We start from the raw sequence: 21,613 nt of genomic DNA, 5'->3' as shown, positions 1-21,613 counted from the left end.
AATAATGATATTAAATGTAATAATACGGTAATATATAGTGTGATACATAAAAAAACCATTTGAATTGTAAATTCAAATGGTTTTAATCAGGAGTGCAAATATTTTTACACGATAAAAATATTTGCGATTGCTACCGCTTGAGCTGTAGTCAGTGGCTCGTCATAAGATTCTGAACCTGCATCTGCTCCAAATAGTGAAGCTGTGTTGTATCCTGCTTGCAGTGTAACTTCTTCACCGTCATATACAGCTTGTGTTGCTGCTGGCATACCTGCACCTCTTTGATTTCCAGTAATCCAGCCTTTTAATCCTCTTAACCTTCTTACCTCTGAGGCATGTCGGGCTTCAACAGAATGAATTTGTAATGCAGCGGTTAACAAGTCGGGAGTTGAAATTAGATTTCCAGCCTGTCCTTTGTATGCTCTTACTCCTGTGTCTTCTAATGCTTGTGCCAAGGCAAGAAATGTTGGGTAATCGTTAAAGGGTCTAAAAGCACCACCAACTGTAAAGTCAAAAGTGGGTTTAGGTACAAAATTTGCGCTTGCTGTACCTCCTAACCCTGCGATTAGAAAAGTGACATGGCTAGTTTCGTGTTTGGAGATCTGTTCAAAAACTTTTCTATCACGTCCTGCATTTTCAGATAAAGGTATTACACCAGAATCTAAACCCATCTGATAAAATTCTTTTTCAAGATATTCTAATGTCAAGGCCAATTGTAAAGCTCCAATTGGCGTGCTCGGAGTTGGCGAAATATCCGCAGCATAAGCTGAGGTTGATGCTAATCCGAATGGAATAGCTGCTAACGCTAAATTTTTACCTAATTTACTGAATTGGCCTAAACTTTCTCTTCTGGAGCCTTTAGCTTGCATTACACTTTCATCTGCAAGAGACTCTATAAATTTTAATATGTTCATAATTTCTAAATTTAAAAGTTTAAGGTAAATACTGAGCAGTAAATTTTGTGGTAATAAATCCGCCAGCTATTGGGATTACTTGCGATGGATTACTAGCAACATCTAATCCAGTAGTGACATTTACAACATCATCGCCGGCAAAATCTTTTGAATTTGGATTGATTAAACTTCTAATAGCCGATGCATGTCTTGCTTCAACAGAAACTATCTTCCCCGCTAATAAAAGGTAGTCAGGACTCTTTAATAATTTTCCAGCACCATTATAAGCAGCTACTCCTGTGTCTTCCAAGGCTTTGGCTGTAGCTAGGACTTGAGTGCGGTTGCTAAAATTCAAGGTTCCATAGTTAAAAGCTAAGTTGGGTAGCAATTGAGTTTTAGCGTCTGGTAAAGCACCGGTTAAGGCAGTCTTGAAAAATTCTCTGTGAATTACTTCATGACGATACAAATCAGTAAGAATTATTTGATCTTGCGCTGTGAAATTTGTCGTGAATCCTGAAGCGTTGACGACTTTAGTATAAAAATCGGCTTCTAATTGTTCCAGTGCATAAGCATAGGTTAAAACACCAAAATCTCCTCCTCCTAAATCAAAAACTCCATTTCGTGGTCCGGGAAACTGATTTACTGGTTTATTCTCATCATCGTCATTATTACAGCCCGCTAATAACAAACTGGTGCCCACAAGTGTGAGGCCACTAATTTTCAGGAAGCTCCTTCTGTTTGTGCAAGATGGTTTTACTTCTTGAATCGAAACTACATTTTTCATAATTTACTTTCTTTAAGGGTTATTAATAGTAATTATACGTTTAGTAGGTATAAACGAAATCTTAAGGTGTTCAGTTTTAAATTTTTAGGATTTTTTTTTAATACCACATAAAAAACTTAATTACGGAAATTTTCGGGCAGATTAGGAGTAGTTTTTGGGCTTACTTATTGAATCAAAACTCTATTTTTTCATACTCTAAACATTTAAAAGGTTAATAGTTGTATTCCTTCTGATTAATGATTTAATATGTATATTTGCAACTGACGAATTATTATTACAAATATAATGATAATAAACCACGTTATGTATTGATTTTCAATTAATTACAATGTAAAATTGGTTTAATTATAACGATTATTATTATAGAATTGTTGAAATAGTTTATATAATTACCATATAGTCTCCTCGTTTCCCTTTAATATTTCAAAATATATGAAAGCCAAAGCTACATTAAAACAAATAGCAAAAGAACTTAATGTTTCTGTCTCAACAGTTTCAAAAGCGCTTAATGATAGTCCGGAGATTAGTGAGGTTACTAAAGTGAAAATTAAAGAATATGCGAAACTAAAAAATTACAAACCTAATGTTATTGGTCTGAATCTTAAAAACAGAAAAACAAAAACCATTGGTGTCATTATACCAAATATTCTAAATTCTTTTTTTGCCAAAGTATTTAGCGGTATCGAAAAAGTAGCGGACGAAAAAGGATACAACGTTATTATGTGTATTTCCAATGAATCGTCAGAAAAAGAAGCGCATACACTGGAAATGCTGAGCAATGGAACTATTGATGGCTTTATTGTTTCAGTTTCTGAGGAAGCACAAAAAAATCAGGATTACGATCATTTCTCAGCAATTATTAATGATGGAACTCCAATTGTTATGTTTGATCGCATTGCGGAAGGCGTTGATTGTGACAAAGTAATTGTAGATGATTTTGATTCTGCTTTAAATTCTACCCAGCATTTAATTGATTTGGGCTGCAAAAATATCGCTTTGTTGTCTTCTATCGATAATTTAAGTGTTGGTAAGTTAAGAGCCGAAGGGTATTTGAAAGCTTTGGAAAAAAATAATATTGCTGTAAATAGCAATATAATCCTAAGAACGGACGCTGAAGAAGATTTAAAAGAGAAAATTGAGAAAATTTTTGAAAATACAATTGATGGCATTTTTGCTTTGGAAGAAAATGATTCTGTTGCCGCTTTACGAATTGCGCTTAAAAAAGGATTTAAAGTTCCGGAAGATATTTCAATCATTGGTTTTGCCGATGGAATTCTTGCTTCCCGTAGATTGTCTCCCAGTTTAACAACCATAAGTCAGCACGGAATAGAAATAGGAGAAGTGGCTGCTAAATTACTGATTGACAGATTAGAATCTAAAGAAGAACATGTTCCCTATGAAACAGTTGTCATTAAAACAAAATTGAAAGAAAGAGAGTCAACAAGAAAATTGTAGAAACTCATATAATATGAGTCTGATAAAATCTCTAATCGTTTTTAAATGATTAGAGATTTTTTTTGGGTAGAGTAAAAGATAATTTTAATGCGCTTGCAACCAATCTTTTCCTTCTCCTAAATCAACGTCCAACGGAACAGCAAGTGTGAAAGCATGCTCCATTTCGTGTTTAATCATTGGTTTGATTTTTGGAAGTTCCGAATTATGCACATCGAAAACAAGTTCATCGTGAACCTGCAAGAGCATTTTACTTTTCCAATTTTCGGAGGTTAGTTTTTGATGAATGTTAATCATTGCAATTTTGATGATATCAGCAGCACTTCCTTGTATCGGCGCATTTACCGCGTTTCGTTCTGCACCTCCTCGAACAATGGCATTTTGTGAATTGATATCTTTTAAATAACGGCGACGGCCAAGGATTGTTTGCACATAGCCGTTCTCTCTGGCAAATTCTATTTGTTCCTGAATATAGGATTTTAATCTTGGATAGGTTTGGTAATAGGCTTCAATCAGAGCCGCACTTTCACTTCTGGACAATGAGGTTTGATTGCTCAGTCCAAAAGCCGAAACCCCATATATAATTCCGAAATTTACCGTTTTGGCATGACTTCGTTGCTCACGAGTCACTTCTTCAAGCGGAACATTAAATACTTTTGAAGCAGTAGATTTGTGAATGTCTTCATGATTTTGGAATGCCTTTATCATGTTTTCTTCCCCGCTTAATGCGGCAATTACACGCAATTCTATTTGAGAATAATCCGCAGAAACCAAAGTGTAGTTTTCATCTCGTGCTACGAATGCTTTTCTTATTTGTCGGCCCCGTTCAGTACGAATCGGAATATTTTGTAAATTAGGATTATTGGAACTCAAACGACCGGTTGCGGCAACAGTTTGCATATAATCGGTGTGAATGCGGCGAGAGATTTCATCTACTTGATTGGGCAGCGCATCAACATAGGTGTTTTGCAGTTTCACTAATTGTCTCCAGTCCTGAATGTCTTTTACAATTGGGTTTTCGGCGGCTAAATAACTTAAGATTTCCTCTCCTGTTGCGTATTGACCGGTTTTGGTTTTCTTTTGCTTTACACCACCAATTTTCAATTTGTCAAATAAAATATCGCCTAATTGTTTAGGGGAAGCGAGATTGAATTTTTCACCCGCAGTTTCAAATATGTTCGCTTCTAAAATTTTGATATCGTCATCCAATGTTTTCGACAGCGATTTCAAGAAATCTACGTCTACACGAATACCTTCTTTTTCCATATCAGCCAAGACTTTTACCAATGGAATTTCGATTTCCTCAAATAGTTTTTTGGTGCCGGTTTTGTCTAATTCCAACGTGAATATTTCCTTGAGTTGCAAGGTTACATCGGCATCTTCAACGGCATATTCTTTTATTACTTCCAGTTCAACCTCGCGCATTGATTTCTGGTTTTTTCCTTTTTTTCCAATTAAAGTTACAATGGACTGAGGCGAATATTTTAAATAAGTTTCCGATAAAATATCCATATTATGACGCATATCCGGATTAATAAGATAATGCGCAATCATGGTATCGAATAGCTTTCCATGTACGGTAACATTGTAATTAGAAAGAATTTTTAAATCATATTTTAAATTCTGACCAATTTTCTCGATGCTTTCATTTTCGAAAAAAGGAATGAATTTTTCGATTAAAGTTTGTGCTTCCTCTTGATTTTCCGGAAACGGAACATAAAATCCTTTTCCTTTTTCGTAAGAGAATGATATTCCAACCAACTCTGCATGCAAAGCATCTAAACCCGTAGTTTCAGTATCAAAACATACTGAAGTTTGTTTTTGTAAATTCTGTAACAGCAATTTCAGTCCTAAATCACCTTGGATTATCTGATACGAATGTTCTGTATTTGCTAATGAACTGTAATATTGATGACGTGTTTCTTCAGAAGAATCGTCATGAATGGTACTTCCAAAAAGGTCGAACTGTTCTTCGTTTTTAGCTTGAGGTTTTTTATACAATTTAATTTCATCAACTGGGTTGTTGCTGTCAGAGGCAGTTCCGCCTTTTTTGAATATAGCGTCAAATTGTTCCGCCATTCGTCTAAATTCTAATTCGTTGAATAGCGCATCCGTTTTTTCGACATCGGGACTGGATAATTCATAATCTGTTTCGTCAAAAATAACTGGACAATCCAGAAGAATAGTTGCTAAAGTTTTGGACAATAATCCTTTTTCCTTGTTGGCTTCAATGTTCTCTTTCATTTTTCCTTTCAGCTTGTCTGTGTTGGCTAGAAGGTTTTCCATGGTTCCAAATTCCTTTAAAAGTTTCTTAGCCGTTACTTCGCCTACGCCAGGCAGTCCCGGAATATTATCGGCAGCATCTCCCATCATTCCAAGAAAGTCAATTACTTGATCTGGTCGTTCGATTTCAAATTTTGCCAAAACCTCAGGAATCCCCCAAATTTCTATTCCAGTTCCCATTCGGGCGGGTTTATACATAAATATATTTTCGGAAACGAGCTGTGCAAAATCCTTATCTGGCGTAACCATAAAGACTTTGTAGTTTTCTTTTTCCGCTTGTTTTGCAATAGTCCCAATTAAATCATCAGCTTCATATCCCTTTACTTCAATAATAGGAATATGCATGGCTTTCAATAGTTCTTGTATGTATGGAATGGCAATTTTTATGGCTTCGGGAGTGGCATCTCGATGGGCTTTGTACTCGGGAAATATTTCATTTCGCAATTGGCTTCCACCATTATCAAATGCAACGGCTAAATGGTCTGGTTTTTCTCTTTTTATAACATCCATCAAGGAATTCATAAATCCCATAATGGCTGATGTATCCAGTCCTTTCGAGTTGATTCTTGGGTTTTTTATGAAGGCATAATAACCTCTAAAGATTAAGGCATAAGCATCAAGAAGAAAAAGTCGTTTTTGTTGTGACATGAATTGTGATTTTGTAAAGTTTTCAAAAGTACGAAACTTGGCAGATAAAGGAGTAAAGGATCGAATTATTTCTTTTAGGATGCACTGTAAAATCCAATTTTGAAAAGAATAAATATAAGTTATAATTCTAAATTTTATGATTTTGGTTTAAGTACATATTTTGCCAGCTTTTATATACAGGAAAATAATTACAAATAGTAAAATGGATATTTTTAATAGTATTAAAAATGTAAGATTATAAATATATTAAATTTAAGAAAGTGCGTTTAATCGATTAAATTAGTGTTTTATCGATGTAAAGTATAATTTTGAGTATCAGTTTAAAAAACTGAATTATAGTCTTGGAGTTTAATAATTTAATTCATCTGTTATGAAAAAACATTACTTTGCTAAAAAGGTATTACTGGCCTGTTTGTTATTTTTTATGACAATAACAACAAATGTGTTTGCTCAAGTAGGCATTGGAACTATTACTCCGAATGCAAGTTCTGTATTAGATGTGTCCTCTACAACTCAAGGAATGTTGACACCCAGAATGACAACGGCACAACGTGTTGCCATTGTATCTCCAGCCGATGGTTTAATGGTGTACGACACGGATTTAAAAACTTTTTATCATTTTAATTCCTCGATAACGTCTTGGAATGTTATTAATAGCGGTACTACCGGTAGATTAAAATTTAAAAGAATTAAATCTACAGATGTTTTAGCGACGGTTTTGGCGGCGGAGAAGACAGCAGGAGGTGATACAAAATATCTTTTGGAAGCAGGAACCTTATATGAAATAAACGGGCAAGTATTAGTAGATCTACCTATTGAATTGAATAATGCTTATGTTATTGGTTTAGATTCTGGAGAGGATAAGTTGGTTAAACTTAGTGGAGATCTTTTTATGGGAACAACAGGTGGGTCAATTAGGGGATTAGCATTAGTGGCATCAGGTACGGGGGGCAATGTTTTTAATATTACAGGTGACGGAACTTCAAATTTAATTTTAAGAGATGGAATTATTGCCAATTCAGCTAATGTAGGTCTTATCAAAGGTTTTTCACTGGTATTTGTGAGTATTATACAATATGTTGGTAATGCAAATGGAATTATTTATCAAGACATTAAAAAGTTGTTGATTAATAATGCAGGTTGGTTCGGAGGTGCTTTACCTCTAGGAAATTCTGGGACTTATGAAAAGATTGTTGGTACATTTGGACAAGTGGCCAAGCAAGGAGGATTTAGTGAGGTTTCTGGGTCAAGCATTGGCTTTGATGTGTCTTCCAATCCAACAATAACTGGAGATGCTGTCATGGAGACCGTTGTGTTTACTGGAGATTATCCAGCAGGATATGTAAAACCGTATACACTTGGGAGTTATGCAGGTTATAATTTCAATAATAAATGGAATGTTCGTTGCGCAGGAATTCCTACCGAAACGGATTTAACCGCCGTGGGTAATATTAATTTCAATTATACTGTAGCATCTGCTTTTACAACAGTATTAAGTGGTACTACCGCTAAAAAAGTGGATGGTGTAACTACATCTGAAGATCTTTTTAGATTTTCTAAAGTTGGTGATAATAGGATAAGCTATTTAGGTAGTAAAAAACGTTTTTTTAGAGTAGGAGGTTCTATTTCTTTTCAAACCACAGCTAACAATACTACATTTGTATTTTATATTGCAAAGAATGGTATCCTTATTGATAAATCAAAGGTGTTTGCAAGATCTAGTGTTTCCGATGATGTTATTGCGTTATCAATCCAAACATTAGTTGAATTGACAACCACTGATTATGTTGAATTATGGGTAGCTCGTGTAGCTGGAACAGGAGACGTAAAAATTGCGTCCGTTAATTTATCTGCCAATTAACGTGGTAAAAAGTAGTAGAATACTTTATACATTGCTCTAATGTATCCTATAAACAAAAGATATAAACTGCAGAAAAATTAAAGTTTTGGTAAAAAATTCCTAAGCTTTAATTTTTAAATTTAGCTGCTATTGGTACGTTAAAATTATTATAATATTAATTAAGCTATTTTCATTAGTCGTTACTTTGTTTAAAATTTGATTAAAATGATCTTTCGTATCGTATTCTTGTGTCTCATCCTTCTTATTATTGAGCTGTATACTTTTCAAGTATTAAAAACTTTGATAAAATCAAAGCCAGTATTATTTTCAATTCAGCTTGTAAGCCTGTTGGTTTTAGTATATATTATTTATTCTTTAATGCAATTTGATCGAAATTCAGGGCAAACTAGGCAATTGATGGGTGTTGTGGGCATACTGCTTATTGTCTATGTTCCAAAATTAATTTTGACTCTTGTCCTCATGAGTGAAGATATTTTTAGATTGGGTGCAGGAACCATAAATTATTTTGTGGATTATGACAAAAGCACGGATTTCCTTAATTCCAGACGAAAGTTTGTCAGTCAAATCGGGTTGGGATTAGCAGCGGTTCCTTTTTTATCTTTAATTTATGGTGTGACCGTTGGAAAATACAATTATAAAGTAATCAAACAACGTATTTTTTTTCCTGATTTGCCAGAAGCTTTTGATGGTTTTACGATTACTCAAATATCGGATATTCACAGCGGAAGTTTTGATAATCCGGAAAAAATTAATTATGCAATTGATTTAGTTAATGAACAAAATTCAGATTTGATTTTGTTTACGGGTGATATTGTGAACACGGATGCCAAAGAAATGCATCCTTGGATAGAAACATTCAATAGAATAAAAAAACACGAATACGGTAAATATTCAGTGTTGGGGAATCACGATTACGGCGAATATGTAACGTGGCCAACAGAAGCGGCAAAAGAAGATAATTTCAAAGCTATAAAAAGTTTATATGGGGAAATTGGTTTCAATTTGTTGTTGAATGAACATACTTTTATTGAAAAAGAAGGAGCTAAAATAGCGTTGGTTGGTGTCGAAAACTGGGGTCATAACTTTAAGCAGGCCGGAGATTTAAATAAAGCTGCAGGACCGTTAAAGAAAGAAGATTTTAAGATTTTAATGAGTCACGATCCTTCGCATTGGGAGCACGTCGTGCAACATGATGAGAAACATTACCACCTTACGCTTTCGGGTCACACACACGGAATGCAATTTGGTATCGAAATTCCCGGTTATTTCAAATGGAGCCTTGCTCAATATGTTTACAAGCAATGGGCTGGTTTATATGAAAATCTTGGACGGTACGTTTATGTCAATAGAGGATTTGGTTTTCATGCCTATCCTGGTAGAGTAGGTATTATGCCGGAAATTACGGTCATTGAACTAAAAAAAGGTGTTAATGTGGCATAATTCGTTTAAAATGCTACATTTGTAAAATAAATATCTCTTTTTAGTGAATTTTAAAAATTAAATTTTTGGTTTTATGTCAAAATTTGGAGAACTTATAAATACTCAAGTGCCTGTGTTAATTGATTTTTACACAGAATGGAACGAATCTTCCGTTTCAATGCATCCTGTTATCAGAGATGTAGCAGCTGCTCTTGGCGATAAAGCAAAAGTAATTAAAATTGATGTGGATAAAAATCAAGAATTAGCAGATGCCTTGCGTATCAAAGGTTTGCCGACGCTGATGATTTACAAACAAGGTCAAATGATCTGGAGACAATCCGGCGAATTAGATGCCAATACCCTTATTGGAATCGTGCAGGAGCAATTGTAAAATTGGTTTTGGATGTCACAAAACACCACAATTAAAATTATTTTCTTTTAAAAAAGCCAGTGTTTTTGGTAAAACATATTGAAGGTTTTTGAAGGCTTTTTCACTATCGTGAAACACAATAATACTTCCAGGTTTTACATTTGACAGCACATTATCTAAACATTGTTCTTTAGATAGTGTCGTGTCAAAATCTGCGCTGAGCACATCCCACATAATTATTTCGTATCCCAATTTTTCTATTACTTTTGCTTGAGCGGTTTTTAATTTGCCGTAAGGCGGACGAAATAGTTTAGATCTTGAATTGTAATTTGTAGTTTTTTCGATTACTTCTTCGCACAATTTAATGTTTTCAATGTAAATTTCAGTAGGCGTTTTCCACGCGTTTAAGTGATTGAATGTATGGTTTCCAATGGCATGACCTTCATTAATTACTTTGCGGAATATTTCGGGATACTTGTCAATATTTTCTCCAATACAAAAAAAGGTAGCTTTTAAATCGAATTTTTTTAATTCCTCCAAAACCCATGTTGTAATTTCTGGAATAGGTCCGTCATCGAATGTGAGATATACGGTATTTCCTGTATTGGAAACATCCCAAGTATAATTAGAAAATATTTTTTTGATGATCCAATTTGTCTTGATCCAGTAGAATTTCATTTTTTAGTTTTAAAATTAAAAAAAATAGCGACATTTTTCAACATCGCTATCTTTTCTGATTGTATTTTAAATTATTCTTTGTCTCGTCCAAAACGTTCAAACATTTTGATGTACGTGTTGAAAGTGATTTTATGCTTGTTGTAAAAATTAGCATCTCCATTTTCTTTCATGACCTGCAAAAGGCTTCTGTAACGCTCAATATCGATTATGATAGGAGTTGCAATACTACTTTGCTCGGAAGATTTAAGTTTACCATAATAGTTGAGGTTTTCCTGATACTTACCGATTAGTTTTTCCAGCAATTGTTGTGCTTTTACTTTTTCATCAATTTTATAATAACCACCAGCAAAAGGCTCTATTAAAGAGTAATAACCGAAATATTCTAAAGGCATTTTTGTCATAGCCAAATCAATTATGATTTTTGCTTTGTCTTTTTTGCCTTCAATAATCAGTTGATTCATTAACCTTGAAAGGTATGAACGATAATTAATACTGTTCTTTCTTGTTTCAGGATCGTGATATATGGTGGTGCTTTCGCTGTTTCCCCAGTCCCATTTCATTACTTTATCATACATTTTATCGGAGTCTACTTGTCCCATTTCAAGGGGTCCTCCATCTTTAGGAATAATTGTTTTTATCGGTACTAATTTGTACACCATTCCTTCCAGTTGAAGATACTCTTTCATCCAGATATAATCTTCGTCATCAAATGCGCCTCCGCTAAAATAAATAGGTCGTTTCCAGTTGTTATTAGCAACAATATCCAGCATCATTAATCTGTTTTTGTACAACGCATTTTTACTTATATCCAAATCAATATAAGAAACTATAGAATCATTGTATTTAGCAGAAACTACTTTATTTTGAATAATGATGTTTTTGTCAACTGGAATTCTAATTTTATTTGTAGGATAAAAATGAATGGTTTGTCCGTTTTGCATTTCAACCGTTGATTTTGGATTTTTAATAAAATCAACAAAATCTTTTATATCCCAACGGGTTTCCACTTTTGGAATATGCGCCACATAATCCAATTTATCTCCCACATACTGATCGTGTGTAAATGATATAGGTAATGGGTCAGACTCGTATGTTTTGGTTTTCATTTGATCGATATACCAATCCGTCATGAATAAACTAGTATTTACAATCCTGACGTCCGTTCTTACTTTTTCAATTTCTTGCGCGTACCAAAGCGGGAAGGTGTCGTTATCACCAATGGTAAATAAAATAGCGTTAGGATCACACGAAGTAAGATATGCTTTTGCCACGGCTACAGCAGTTGATTTTCCTGAACGATCATGATCATCCCAGTTTTGGGCAGCCATTAGTACAGGAGCAGCAAGTAAACTGGCGAAGATAATTATTGGGCCGGCAATTTTTGGAGCTAAATATTTTTGAATGCTTTCGTATAATGCGTAAACGCCAAAACCAATCCAGATGGCAAACACGTAAAAAGAGCCGACTAAAGCATAATCCCGTTCTCGTGGTTCAAAAGGTCTTTCGTTCAAGTATATTTTTAATGCTATTCCTGTAAAAAGAAATAAAGCCAGCAGTACATAGAAACTTTTTAAATCCTTATTGGCATGGTACATTAAACCTATTAGACCAAGAATAAACGGTAGAAAGAAATAGACATTTCTACCCTTGTTGTTCAATACATCCGAAGGTAAATTTTCTTGGCTGCCCAAGTGTAATTCATCTATAAATGATATTCCGCTGAGCCAATTGCCGTCTAAGTAATCGTATCTTCCCTGAACATCATTCTGACGACCAACAAAATTCCACATTAAATACCTCCAGTACATATAACCAAATTGGTATTCAACCATAAAGCCAATATTGTCAACGGTTGTTGGTTTGTCAACCAATAAATAATCACCGTAACTTTTTAGGAATTTAATGTAGCCTTCGTTGTCAATTTGTTTTTGAGCGTAAGCTTGTCTGAATTCATTTACGATTTTTTCGGTTTCATTTTTCAGTTGCGCAATCGCTTTATTATAATCTTCTTCACTAAGTTGACTTGGGTCAATCCCGTATTTGGCCAGATCGTCTTCGTACGGATAATTAGGATTTAATCTGAACTCTGGCGGATTTGTAAAATTCATGTAGTTTTCAATATGATCGCCACTCCACATTCTTGGTAAAATAGTTTTGTGGTTGTCATCCGTATTTTGTTCTGCATTTTTGAAATTATTGACAATAACATATTTGCCTGTTTTGTAATCTCTTTCATAATTGGGGGCTTTGTCCAGATAAGGATTGTCTTCGTCTAAACCTGAAAAAGCTTCGGTGTATTGAGGACCGTAAAACAATGGGTTTACACCGTATTGCTCTCTGTTGTAGTACGCAAGAACTTCACGCGCATCAGAAGGTTTATTTTCGTTAATAACGGTGTTGGCGTTGGCACGAATTGGCAACATGGTCCAGGTAGAAAATCCGATTAGTATAAAAAGAACACATAGAATTAAAGTGTTGTAATTTACAAGACCTCTATTGTTGGTGTATTTTAATCCAAAATAAAACAGCGCAGCGAGCAAAACAGTGACTAATATAGTTCCTGAGTCAAACGGTAATCCTAAGCTATTCACCATAAAAACTTCGGTTTTACCAAAGAATCCCATAGTCATAGGAAGAAGTAATTTGAATATAAAAAGTAAAATAGCGATTACTACCACGTTCGCAATAAGGAAACTTTTGACTGTAACAACTTTATAGTTTTTGAAAAAGTATAAAAATCCAATTGCAGGGATTGTTAATAAAGCCATGAAGTGAACTCCAAACGAGAGTCCAACAACAAGTGAAATGATTAATAACCATTTATTTCCTCTTGGTTTGTTCATGTCTTGTTCCCAGCGTAATCCGAGCCAAAATAATAAAGCAATAAATAAGGAAGCCATGGCGTAAACTTCAGCCTCAACAGCATTGTACCAAAAACTATCAGAAAAAGTATACGCCAAAGCGCCAACAAGCGAGCTTCCTAAGATTACAATTTCATTATTCCTGTTTATTTCGGAAAATCTGGAAACTAATTTTTTTAATATCATTGATGATGACCAGAATAAAAATAAAATGGTGAAAGCACTTGAGAATACTGACATCATATTGACCATTAAGGCAATTTTAGTTTCATCTGCAGCAAACATGGCGAAGAAAGCACCAATCATTTGGTATAAAGGAGCTCCCGGTGGGTGGCCAACTTCTAATTTAGCCGCTGTGGCAATGTATTCGCCGCAATCCCAGAAACTCATGGTGGGCTCAACTGTCGATGTGTAGGTTAATAATGCGATTCCAAATGTAAGCCAACCAATAATTGTATTCCATTTATTAAAATTGAATGCTGCTTTATCCATGTACTAAAGTTTAATTTAATTGTAAGTCACAAAGAAAATGTTTTTTTGTTTAACCTCCATAGCATTAACACTATTTTCTGGAAAAGTAATGCAATTGAATAACGTGTTGACTATGAATCTTTTTCGTTTGTTTTTGAAATTAAATTTAATTTCAGAGAAATTTTTTTTGATAAAAAGTTTAAAAAAGTTTGCGCAAACTAAAAATTATTATAAATTTGCACTCGCTTAACAGCAATACTGGTCTATGGTGTAATGGTAACACAACTGTTTTTGGTGCAGTCTTTCAAGGTTCGAGTCCTTGTAGACCAACAAAAAAACTTCTCATAATTTTGAGAAGTTTTTTTTTATGTCTTATTTTCAAGGAGAATTATCTACATAATACCGTGTTCCTTGATTTATCAATTTTAGGATTGATTATTTATCATAATTAAGATTTCACATCCATCAGATTTTGAAAGTAATTACAGGTTTTGTGGTGTGATTCACTAAATCTTCACTGATGCTTCCATTAAAAAAATGAGCCAATCCAGTTCTGCCATGAGTACAAAGCCCAATTAAATCTGCATCAATAGTCTTTGAAAAATTGGATATACCGCTTTCAATATTGGCATCATTAAAAATATGTAAAGAGTAGTTTTTAATATCATAGTTTTTAATAAATTCTTTCATTGTTTTTTCAGCAGTAACAGTAGTCTTAAAGCTATTTGGAGTGCAAATCATCACTAAAGACAGGTTTGCATCAAAAATCTTAACGAATTCAACCAATTTTTTGAAAGGTTTTTTGATTTCTGTTGAAAAATCAGATGCGAATACAATGTTTTTGAATTTTATTTCGCCAACATCTTTTTTTATAACTAAAACTGGAACTTCGGAGAGGCGCACCACTTTTTCGGTATTTGAACCGATAAGTATTTCTTCGATGCCGGAAGTTCCATGAGATCCCATAACAATTAAGTCAATCTTGTTTTTCTTGTTGAACGATAAAATTCCGTCAAATGCTTTTTCAAATTGAACAGTAGCATTTATAGAGAGTCCGTTTAAAAAGGGTTGCTCCTTTATTTTTTGCAGGGTTTCATTTGCTTTTTTAATGAATAACATTACCTCAGGAATGCTGGCGCCACCTGTCATGGCGTCGCTCATTTGGTTTGGTAGTTCTAATAAATGCAGTAAAAAGATCTCGCATTTGTTCTTTTTTGCAATTATGGCCGCTGCTTTTAGAGCGTTTTCAGCATGTTCGGAAAAATCAGTTGGGACTAAAATGCGTTTCATAAATTAGAAGTGTTAAATTATGGTAATAACTGTTATTTTGATACGCTAATAAAGGTAAGAAATTATTTTACAGCAATCGATTATTTTAGTTTATAAAAAAAAACACTATATTTGCACCGTTATTTATTAAAATCTAGATAATGAGGGGACTAAATGTCCCCTCTTTTTATAAAAATATGACATTTAAAGAAAAAGTAAATTCGTTATTGGCAGAATGCCTTTTAGAAAAGCCATCAATTTTTTTGATAGACCTTATTATTACTGATGCTTTCAAGGTTATTGTGACTTTAGATGGAGATAATGGAGTGGCACTTCAGGACTGTATCGATGTGAGTCGTTTTATAGATAATGAACTGGATCGCGAGGAGCAAGATTACTCATTAGAAGTAGCTTCAGTAGGAGTAGGTTCGCCATTGAAATTAATAAGACAATACAAGAAAAATATAGGACGCACATTGATTTTGAAGACTGGGGCAGAAATAATTGAAGCAGAATTAGTGGAAGCTAATGATGATTTTGTAGTTTTGTCATGGAAAGCAAGAGAGCCAAAAAAAATAGGTAAAGGAAAGGAAACAGTTCAAAAAGAACTACAACTGCCTTACGGAGACATTAAAGAAGCAATTGTTACAGTAACATTTTAATTAAAGAATTCGCATGGAAAATTTAGCATTAATCGATTCATTCTCAGAGTTTAAAGATGATAAACTCATTGATCGTGTAACGCTTATGGCAATTTTAGAAGATGTATTTAGAAATGCATTGAAAAAAAAATACGGTTCAGATGATAATTTCGATATCATTATAAATCCTGATAAAGGAGATATGGAGATATGGCAGAGAAGAGTGATCGTTGCGGATGAAGACTTAGATTTTGATCATCTTGAGATTACTTTAACTGAAGCTAGAAAAATTGAGCCTGATTTCGAAATTGGTGAAGAAGTTTCCGAAGAAGTGAAATTAATTGATTTAGGAAGAAGAGCAATTTTAGCTTTACGTCAGAATTTGATTTCTAAAATTCATGAACATGATAATACGAATCTTTACAAACAATTTAAAGATTTAATAGGTGATATTTATACTGCTGAAGTGCACCATGTGCGCCCAAGAGTTGTGATTTTGGTTGATGATGAAGGAAATGAAATCATTTTGCCTAAAGAAAAACAAATACCTTCTGACTTTTTCCGTAAAGGAGATAATGTTAGAGGAATAATAGAAAGCGTTGAATTAAAAGGAAATAAACCTCAAATTATTATGTCCAGGACTTCTGAGAAGTTTTTGGAAAAATTATTTGAACAAGAAATTCCTGAGGTATTTGACGGTTTAATTATGGTTAAAAAAGTGGTAAGAATACCAGGTGAAAAAGCAAAAGTAGCCGTAGATTCTTATGACGACAGAATTGATCCTGTTGGAGCTTGTGTAGGTATGAAAGGGTCTCGTATTCATGGAATTGTTCGTGAATTAGGAAACGAAAATATCGACGTTATCAATTATACAAGTAACATACAATTGTTTATCACAAGAGCATTAAGTCCTGCAAAAGTGTCTTCTATTAAAATAAATGAAGAGACAAAAAGAGCAGAAGTTTTCTTGAAACTGGAAGAAGTTTCAAAAGCTATTGGTCGTGGGGGGCATAACATTAAATTAGCAGGTTTATTAACGGGCTATGAGTTAGATGTTATTCGTGAAGGAGATGTTGCAGGTGCTACAGCTGATGAGGATGATGTTGAATTAACTGAGTTTTCAGATGAAATCGAAGACTGGGTTATTGAAGAGTTTGCAAAAATTGGGTTGGATACAGCAAAAAGTATTTTAAAACAAGATGTAGAAGATTTAGTAAGAAGAACAGATCTGGAAGAGGAAACGATTCTGGATGTAATGAGAATATTGAAAGAAGAATTTGACAGTTAGTCAATGCGTCTTCAACGATAAACATGCCACTTTACAATTAATTCTTGCTCGGTAGGTATCGAGTTGGAAGTAAAGTGAGGAATAACAAAAAAGGTAATAATAAAAAGGTTTTATGTCTGAAGAGAGAATTATTAGAATAAACAAAGTTTTAAGGGAATTGAATATTTCTTTAGAAAGAGCTGTGGATTATCTAAAAGATAAGGGGATTGCTATTGAAGCAAATCCAAACGCAAAAATTTCTGATGATGTATACAATGTCTTGTGCGGTCAGTTTGCAGGTGACAAAGGGAATAAAGAAGCTTCAAAAGAAGTTGGCGAAGAGAAAAGAAAAGAAAAAGAAGCTTTGCGTTTAGAACGAGAAAAAGAAATTGAAGACAAACGTAAGCTGGAGGAAGAGCGTCTTAAGCAACAAGAGGTGATAAAAGCGAGAGCGGTTATAGCTGGTCCTGTTCAAGTAGGCAAGATTGATCTGAATCCTAAGAAACCTTCAATAGTTCCGCCTGTAAAAGCTGTTCAAAAAGTGGAAGCTCCAGATGTTAAAATAGCTGAGGTAAAAGCTGTTCAAAAAGAAGTTTCAGTAGAAAAACCGTCAGCAGAAAAACCTTTGGAAGAAAAAGTTGTTACAGACAAAAAAGAGGTGAAACCTGTTGTTGGAATTAAAGAGGTGAAAACAGAGGCTGTTAAAGAAGTCGCTGCGGAACCAAAAGTTGTTGCGAAAACCGAAGCAGTGAAAGTTGATGAAGCGCCTGTTGATGAAACCATCACAACGCAATATCAAAAACTATCGGGAACTACTTTAACTGGTCAAATAATTGATTTATCGCAATTCAACAAACCGAAAAAGAAAAAAGAAGAACCAAAAATCACTCCGAATAAACCGGGTGTTCCAGGTTCGGCTGCAGCCAATGCAAATAAAAACAAGCGTAAAAGGATTGCTCCTAAACCGGGTGCTCCAAGACCGCCTGCAGTACCAGGAGTTCCTGGCGCACCAAATCCTAACAAGATTACACCTAATGTAGGTGGCGGTGGATTCAACGCAAACAGAAGTGCAAGACCTGGTTTTGTAAAAGGAAACAGACCTGCAATTGTTGCAAAAGTTGAGCCTACTGAAGAAGAAGTTAAAAATCAAATTAGAGAGACTTTAGAAAAACTACAAGGTAAAGGTGGTAAATCTAAAGCGGCTAAATATAGAAGAGATAAAAGAGATACGCACCGTCAGAAATCTGATGATGAACAAAGAGCTATTGACGAAGGAAGTAAAACTATTAAGGTTACTGAATTTGTAACAGTTGGTGAAATTGCCATCATGATGGATGTGCCAATTACTAAAGTTATTGGTACGTGTATGTCACTTGGAATCATGGTTACCATGAACCAACGTCTTGATGCAGAAACCTTGACTATCGTTGCTGATGAATTTGGTTATGAAGTTGAATTTATCACTGTAGACATTGAAGAAGCAATTCAGGTAGTTGAAGACAGAGAAGAAGATTTAGTTTTCAGAGCGCCAATTGTAACCGTAATGGGTCACGTCGATCACGGTAAAACATCGTTACTGGATTACATTCGTAAAGAAAACGTAATTGCAGGTGAATCTGGAGGAATTACACAGCATATTGGTGCCTACGGAGTAACATTGGATAACGGACAAAAAATTGCATTCTTAGATACACCGGGTCACGAAGCGTTTACTGCGATGCGTGCGCGTGGTGCTCAAGTTACAGATATTGCTATTATTGTGATTGCTGCTGATGATGACATTATGCCGCAAACCAAAGAAGCAATTAGCCATGCTCAAGCTGCTGGAGTCCCAATCATTTTTGCTATCAATAAAATTGATAAGCCAAATGCTAATCCTGAAAAAGTAAAAGAAAGACTAGCAGGTATGAATTTACTTGTAGAAGATTGGGGTGGAAAAATTCAATCACATGATATTTCTGCGAAAGTGGGAACAGGTGTGAAAGAATTATTAGAAAAAGTACTGTTAGAAGCGGAACTTTTAGATTTGAAAGCAAATCCAAATAAAGCGGCTTCTGGAACTGTTGTTGAGGCTTTCCTTGACAAAGGAAAAGGATATGTTTCTACAATATTAGTTCAAAACGGAACATTGAAAATTGGAGATTATATGTTGGCGGGTAAGCATCATGGTAAAATTAAGGCCATGCATGATGAAAGAGGGAACATAGTAACTGTTGCGGGTCCTTCGACTCCGGTTTCAGTTCTTGGTCTTGATGGAGCAGCAACTGCGGGTGATAAGTTCAATATTTTTGAAGACGAAAAAGAGGCGAAACAAATTGCTTCAAAACGTTCTCAGTTGATGCGTGAACAATCCGTACGTACACAACGTCATATTACGTTAGATGAAATTGGACGTAGAATTGCATTGGGTCAATTTAAAGAATTGAACATTATCCTTAAAGGAGATGTGGATGGTTCTGTTGAAGCCTTGTCTGATTCGTTCTCTAAATTATCTACTGAAGAAATTCAAATTAATATTATCCACAAAGGGGTTGGAGCAATTACTGAAACTGACGTAATGTTGGCTTCTGCTTCAGATGCAATTATTATTGGATTTAATGTTCGTCCTGCTGGAAATGCAAGACAATTAGCAGATAAAGAGGAAATCGATATCCGTTACTACTCTATTATCTATGCTGCTATTGATGACTTGAAAGATGCCATGGAAGGAATGTTAGCTCCGGAAATGAAGGAAGAAATTCTGGGTACAGCTGAGATCAGAGAGATATTTAAAATCTCTAAAGTGGGTTCTATTGCAGGAAGTATGGTTATGGATGGTAAAATTGTTAAGAACGCCAAAATGAGAATCATTAGAGATGGTGTGGTAGTCTTTACTGGAGAGCTTTTAGCTTTGAAGAGATTTAAAGATGATGTACGAGAAGTTGCCAAAGGTTACGATTGTGGTATTCAAGTAAAAGGATATAACGACATCGAAGAAAGAGATGTTATTGAATCGTACCATGAAGTTGCTATCAAAAAGAAGTTGAAATAAAATTTCAGTATTATAAAACTAAAATCCCGAGCAATCGGGATTTTTTTTATTTTTATAACTTACTAAAAAATTGAACCATGAATAAATTACTTATATTATTTTTTATAGCAGTCAGCACTGTTGCGTTTTCTCAAAATAAAATGGAATATCATAAAATATCTTTAAAAGATAAAAATGAAAAAGTTTCAGAATTTAATTTTTATGTCGAAAATGTTTACGATGGTAGACAGTTTAAAGAAAATATTGGAACCGTTCAAAAAGGAGGATTCAACAGAAAAGTTTTAGCGAATTTTGAAAATCCAATAATAGATGAATTTTCGGGTTACCTGGCTACTGTTTGTCCAAAAGAAAAAAATAAGTCTGAAATCTCTATTCGTATTAATGAATTATATGTTTCTGAACTTACTCGAGCAATGTCTGAAACAGGATATGCGACTTTAGTCGTCGATATTATTGAGCCTAAAGAAGGGATTGACTATATCGTAGGGACATATGCCGCTTCGGCAGAAAGTAGTGGTATGGATGTTACTAATAAACACGATGAAAGATTGAAAAAAGTTTTGCAGGAATGTTTAACTAATTATATGAAAACTAGCGATAATGATAAGACTTCTATAGTTTTTGATGGTGATCAGAATATTAAAAGTAAAACAATTACTGCGGTTCCGTCTAAGGGTGTTTATTTGACCTATGTCGATGTTTTAAATAATAATCCGCTTGAAGATAGTAATTTTGAAATGACGAACAAAAATGAGCGATTTCATTTGCTTAATAAAACTACTAAATCGAAAGAGTTGAATTATTACGGATTCAGTGATGGAAACGTTTTTTATGTAAATGTATCAAAGTATGCAAACGCAAAATATTATGCGAAAACCGAAATAATCGGGAGTAAATATTACATAGAAAATGTAGTTTATAATCCCAATAATGTTGTTGTTATGGGCGCAATGTTCGGGCTAATTGGTGTAGCCATTGCTTCCGCGACAAGCAGCTCTTCAGTGCCAATGCTTATTGATTGTTATTCTGGTCAGCCTTCTTTTTTATCAAATAATGAAATGAAAGCTATGTTGATGCCATATCCAGTGCTCTTCAAAGATTTTAAAAATAGCAAGAAAAGCAGTGCGGATATAAAAATTATTCTTAAAAAATATTACCAAGAAACAATAGCTCAACAATAAAAAAGACAATTGATTGAGACTGCACCAAAATTTTAAACATATTCATGATTAATTTGATTTTGATGAGCTCGATATTTTATCGGGCTCATTTTGTTAAAATTCAATATAATTGATATTGTTTTCTAATAGTTTATACATTCATTTATCTCAATTTTTAATTAGTCTAATGAGGTGTTTCTTTACAATAAAACACTCCCATGTAAGTATTCTATAGAAGATATCTGAAATTGTATTACCTAAGTAATTTTCTTTACTATATATACTTTGTAAAATCCCTAGCTGGCAGATCTAGTCAATCTTTAGCGTTTGGTAAATGTTGTCAATTGACAAATTCAAACAAAAAATGAATTTCCCTAATTTGCTAAATTTACGAAGAAATGTTGTGTAAATATTTTTGGATTTTCGCGTAAAATGGTAGACAAATAACAAAAAAGCAACTCTATACGTGTCGCTTTTTTGCTTGCTTCTAATTTCCGATCTCGATTGAAAATTGCAATTTAAAAGAAA

At 34.2% G+C, this 21,613-nt stretch carries 14 protein-coding genes and 1 tRNA gene; 9 read left to right on the top strand and 6 right to left on the bottom strand.

Features of this window, described 5'->3' with window-relative positions; translation table 11 throughout:
• Positions 1-104 precede the first annotated feature (104 nt).
• Together BMZ76_RS01730 and BMZ76_RS01725 are read right to left on the bottom strand one after the other, a co-directional pair.
• Positions 105-911 (bottom strand): ferritin-like domain-containing protein, encoded by an 807-nt coding sequence (locus tag BMZ76_RS01730; RefSeq protein ID WP_091202981.1) that lies wholly within the window; start codon positions 909-911, stop codon positions 105-107.
• Between the two features lie 19 nt (positions 912-930).
• Positions 931-1,674 (bottom strand): ferritin-like domain-containing protein, encoded by a 744-nt coding sequence (locus BMZ76_RS01725; protein ID WP_091202978.1) that lies wholly within the window; start codon positions 1,672-1,674, stop codon positions 931-933.
• Between the two features lie 432 nt (positions 1,675-2,106).
• Here BMZ76_RS01725 and BMZ76_RS01720 point away from each other — a divergent pair, with 432 nt between their 5' ends.
• Positions 2,107-3,129 (top strand): LacI family DNA-binding transcriptional regulator, encoded by a 1,023-nt coding sequence (locus BMZ76_RS01720; protein ID WP_091202976.1) that lies wholly within the window; start codon positions 2,107-2,109, stop codon positions 3,127-3,129.
• Positions 3,130-3,213: 84 nt separating this feature from the next.
• Here BMZ76_RS01720 and polA read toward each other — a convergent pair whose 3' ends face one another.
• Positions 3,214-6,057 (bottom strand): DNA polymerase I, encoded by a 2,844-nt coding sequence (polA, locus tag BMZ76_RS01715; protein WP_091202974.1) that lies wholly within the window; start codon positions 6,055-6,057, stop codon positions 3,214-3,216.
• A 370-nt stretch (positions 6,058-6,427) separates the two neighbouring features.
• On the opposite strand from polA, the gene BMZ76_RS01710 reads away from it, so the two are divergent.
• The 3 genes from BMZ76_RS01710 (at position 6,428) to BMZ76_RS01700 (ending at position 9,728) form a co-directional block, all read left to right on the top strand.
• A complete protein-coding gene (locus BMZ76_RS01710; protein WP_091202972.1) occupies positions 6,428-7,918 on the top strand; it encodes a hypothetical protein in 1,491 nt (496 codons plus the stop codon).
• A 204-nt stretch (positions 7,919-8,122) separates the two neighbouring features.
• The gene (locus BMZ76_RS01705) at positions 8,123-9,358 is read left to right on the top strand and encodes a metallophosphoesterase (protein ID WP_091202971.1); all 1,236 of its coding nucleotides are present in this window, start codon (positions 8,123-8,125) and stop codon (positions 9,356-9,358) included.
• Positions 9,359-9,431: 73 nt separating this feature from the next.
• Positions 9,432-9,728: a thioredoxin family protein gene (locus BMZ76_RS01700; protein WP_073352222.1), complete on the top strand. Its 297-nt coding sequence runs from the start codon at positions 9,432-9,434 to the stop codon at positions 9,726-9,728.
• 15 nt (positions 9,729-9,743) lie between these two features.
• On the opposite strand, the gene BMZ76_RS01695 is transcribed toward BMZ76_RS01700, so the two are convergent.
• Both BMZ76_RS01695 and BMZ76_RS01690 read right to left on the bottom strand, forming a co-directional pair.
• Positions 9,744-10,385, bottom strand: a complete 642-nt coding sequence (locus tag BMZ76_RS01695; protein WP_091202969.1) for a polysaccharide deacetylase family protein — start codon at positions 10,383-10,385, stop codon at positions 9,744-9,746.
• A 71-nt stretch (positions 10,386-10,456) separates the two neighbouring features.
• Positions 10,457-13,738 (bottom strand): glycosyltransferase family 117 protein, encoded by a 3,282-nt coding sequence (locus tag BMZ76_RS01690; RefSeq protein ID WP_091202967.1) that lies wholly within the window; start codon positions 13,736-13,738, stop codon positions 10,457-10,459.
• Between the two features lie 238 nt (positions 13,739-13,976).
• Between BMZ76_RS01690 and BMZ76_RS01680 the strand changes: the two genes are divergently transcribed.
• A tRNA-Gln gene (locus BMZ76_RS01680) sits at positions 13,977-14,047 on the top strand.
• A 135-nt stretch (positions 14,048-14,182) separates the two neighbouring features.
• On the opposite strand, the gene BMZ76_RS01675 is transcribed toward BMZ76_RS01680, so the two are convergent.
• Entirely contained in the window at positions 14,183-15,007 is an 825-nt protein-coding gene (locus tag BMZ76_RS01675) for a universal stress protein (protein ID WP_091202962.1), read from the bottom strand.
• A 176-nt stretch (positions 15,008-15,183) separates the two neighbouring features.
• Here BMZ76_RS01675 and rimP point away from each other — a divergent pair, with 176 nt between their 5' ends.
• The 4 genes from rimP (at position 15,184) to BMZ76_RS01655 (ending at position 21,106) form a co-directional block, all read left to right on the top strand.
• Positions 15,184-15,648, top strand: a complete 465-nt coding sequence (gene rimP, locus BMZ76_RS01670) for a ribosome assembly cofactor RimP (RefSeq protein ID WP_091203092.1) — start codon at positions 15,184-15,186, stop codon at positions 15,646-15,648.
• 13 nt (positions 15,649-15,661) lie between these two features.
• Positions 15,662-16,915, top strand: a complete 1,254-nt coding sequence (gene nusA, locus BMZ76_RS01665) for a transcription termination factor NusA (protein WP_039108733.1) — start codon at positions 15,662-15,664, stop codon at positions 16,913-16,915.
• Positions 16,916-17,027: 112 nt separating this feature from the next.
• The gene (infB, locus tag BMZ76_RS01660) at positions 17,028-19,925 is read left to right on the top strand and encodes a translation initiation factor IF-2 (RefSeq protein ID WP_091202960.1); all 2,898 of its coding nucleotides are present in this window, start codon (positions 17,028-17,030) and stop codon (positions 19,923-19,925) included.
• A 77-nt stretch (positions 19,926-20,002) separates the two neighbouring features.
• A complete protein-coding gene (locus tag BMZ76_RS01655) occupies positions 20,003-21,106 on the top strand; it encodes a DUF6563 family protein (protein WP_091202957.1) in 1,104 nt (367 codons plus the stop codon).
• The last annotated feature ends 507 nt before the right edge of the window (positions 21,107-21,613 follow it).

The organism is Flavobacterium xueshanense, assembly GCF_900112975.1.
In the GTDB taxonomy this organism is placed as follows: Bacteria; Bacteroidota; Bacteroidia; order Flavobacteriales; family Flavobacteriaceae; genus Flavobacterium; species Flavobacterium xueshanense.
The sequence above is the reverse complement of the archived record's forward strand: the minus strand, read 5'-3'. Positions and strand labels throughout refer to the sequence as shown.